Source organism: Clostridioides sp. ES-S-0048-02 (assembly GCF_020658495.1).
GTDB lineage: Bacteria > Bacillota > Clostridia > Peptostreptococcales > Peptostreptococcaceae > Clostridioides.
This window is the reverse complement of the sequence record NZ_JACVWH010000044.1, coordinates 1-2,844: the sequence shown is the minus strand read 5'-3', so window position 1 is coordinate 2,844 and position 2,844 is coordinate 1. Positions and strand designations below refer to the sequence as shown.

Here is a 2,844-nt window from a genome sequence, read left to right as displayed (position 1 = left end):
AATATTGGTCAAGTCCTCGACCTATTAGTATCGATAAGCTAAATACATTGCTGCACTTACACCTTCGACCTATCAACCAGATAGTCTTTCTGGGGTCTTACCCTTGCGGTGGGAAATCTTATCTTGAAGTTGGCTTCGCGCTTAGATGCTTTCAGCGCTTATCCATTCCGTACATAGCTACCCAGCCATGCCCTTGGCAGAACAACTGGTACACCAGAGGTACGTCCATCCCGGTCCTCTCGTACTAAGGACAGGTCTCCTCAAATTTCCTACGCCTGCGACGGATAGGGACCGAACTGTCTCACGACGTTCTGAACCCAGCTCGCGTACCACTTTAATGGGCGAACAGCCCAACCCTTGGGACCTACTACAGCCCCAGGATGTGATGAGCCGACATCGAGGTGCCAAACCTCCCCGTCGATGTGGACTCTTGGGGGAGATAAGCCTGTTATCCCCAGGGTAGCTTTTATCCGTTGAGCGATGGCCCTTCCACGCAGAACCACCGGATCACTAAGTCCGATTTTCATCCTTGCTCGACCTGTATGTCTTGCAATCAAGCTCTCTTTTGCCTTTACACTCTACGTACGATTTCCGACCGTACTGAGAGAACCTTTGAGCGCCTCCGTTACCTTTTGGGAGGCGACCGCCCCAGTCAAACTGCCCACCTGACAGTGTCCCAAGACCAGATTCATGGCCTATGGTTAGAGTCCCAGTACTACAAGGGTGGTATCCCAAGGATGGCTCCGCCAAAACTGGCGTCCTGGTTTCAAAGCCTCCCACCTATCCTGTACATGTAGTACCAAGACCCAATGTCAAGCTACAGTAAAGCTCCATGGGGTCTTTCCGTCCTGTCGCAGGTATCCGGCATCTTCACCGGAATTACAATTTCACCGAGTCTGTTGTTGAGACAGTGCCCAAATCGTTACGCCTTTCGTGCGGGTCGGAACTTACCCGACAAGGAATTTCGCTACCTTAGGACCGTTATAGTTACGGCCGCCGTTTACTGGGGCTTAAGTTCACTGCTTCGATTACTCTAACAGATCCCCTTAACCTTCCAGCACCGGGCAGGCGTCAGCTCCTATACATCGTCTTGCGACTTAGCAGAAACCTATGTTTTTGGTAAACAGTCGCTTGGGCCTATTCTCTGCGGCCACCGTATGGTGGCACCCCTTATCCCTAAGTTACGGGGTCATTTTGCCGAGTTCCTTAACAACAGTTCTCTCGCGGGCCTTAGGATACTCTCCTCACCCACCTGTGTCGGTTTGCGGTACGGGTACCTTTAACCTCGATAGAGACTTTTCTTGACAGTGTGAAATCAGCTACTTCGCTACTAAATTTCGCTCCCCATCACATCCCAGCATTATCAAAGCGGATTTACCTACTCTGACTGCCTCAATGCTTGGGCACACATAACCAACAGTGTGCTTAGCTTATCCTACTGTGTCATCCCATCTCTCAAACGGTTATCGGTAGTACAGGAATATCAACCTGTTGTCCATCACCTACGCCTTTCGGCCTCAGCTTAGGTCCCGACTAACCCAGGGCGGACGAACCTTCCCCTGGAAACCTTGGGTTTACGGCCTGTGGGATTCTCACCCACATCTCGCTACTCATGCCAACATTCTCACTCCCATACTGTCCACATGTCCTTACGGTCATGCTTCAACCCGTATGGGAAGCTCCCCTACCCATCATTACTGATGCCGTAGCTTCGGTAGTAAGTTTTAGCCCCGGAAATCTTCGGCGCAGGATCACTCGACCAGTGAGCTATTACGCACTCTTTGAATGAGTGGCTGCTTCTAAGCCAACATCCTGGTTGTCTGTGCAATCCCACATCCTTTACCACTTAACTTACATTTAGGGACCTTAGCTGACGATCTGGGCTGTTGCCCTTTCGACTATGAATCTTATCACCCACAGTCTGACTCCCAAGTATAAGATGACGGCATTCGGAGTTTGATAGTCTTCGGTAGGTGCAATACCCCCTAGGACATTCAGTGCTCTACCTCCGTATCTCTCACCTTGAGGCTAGCCCTAAAGCTATTTCGGGGAGAACCAGCTATCTCCGGGCTCGATTGGAATTTCACCGCTACCCACAAGTCATCCCCGAGCTTTTCAACGCTCGTGGGTTCGGACCTCCACGAAATTTTACTTTCGCTTCATCCTGCTCATGGGTAGGTCGCCCGGTTTCGGGTCTACGTCAAGTAACTGAACGCTCAGTTAAAACTCGCTTTCGCTACGGCTCCACACCTTAAGTGCTTAACCTTGCTACTTAACGTAACTCGTTGGCCCGTTCTACAAAAAGTACGCGGTCACACAAGAAATGTGCTTCCACAGCTTGTAAGTGCAGGGTTTCAGGTTCTATTTCACTCCCCTCCCGGGGTTCTTTTCACCTTTCCCTCACGGTACTATACGCTATCGGTCACTAGGTAGTATTTAGCCTTGGAGGGTGGTCCCTCCTGCTTCCCACAGGGTTTCACGTGTCCCGTGGTACTCTGGATCATATCTGAAGTTTTCTCGTTTGACATACAGGACTATTACCTTCTGTGGTGGGTCTTTCCAAACCTCTTCAATTACGATACCTCTTCGTTTAAGATATGTCCGCAACCCCAATAAAGAAAACTTTATTGGTTTGGGCTATTCCGCGTTCGCTCGCCGCTACTTACGGAATCGAATTTCTTTCTCTTCCTTCAGGTACTTAGATGTTTCAGTTCCCTGAGTTCCCCTCATTAAGCTATGTATTCACTTAATGATACTTAGACATTACTCTAAGTGAGTTTCCTCATTCGGAAATCTTCGGATCAAAGTTTACGTGCAACTCCCCGAAGCTTATCGCAGCTTATC

Annotated in this window: 1 rRNA gene; it reads right to left on the bottom strand. The window is 49.6% G+C overall.

The annotated features are described in order from the left end of the window. Window positions 1–4: 4 nt before the first annotated feature. Window positions 5–2,844: ribosomal RNA gene (locus IC173_RS20085) — 23S ribosomal RNA — on the bottom strand; the annotation flags it as partial.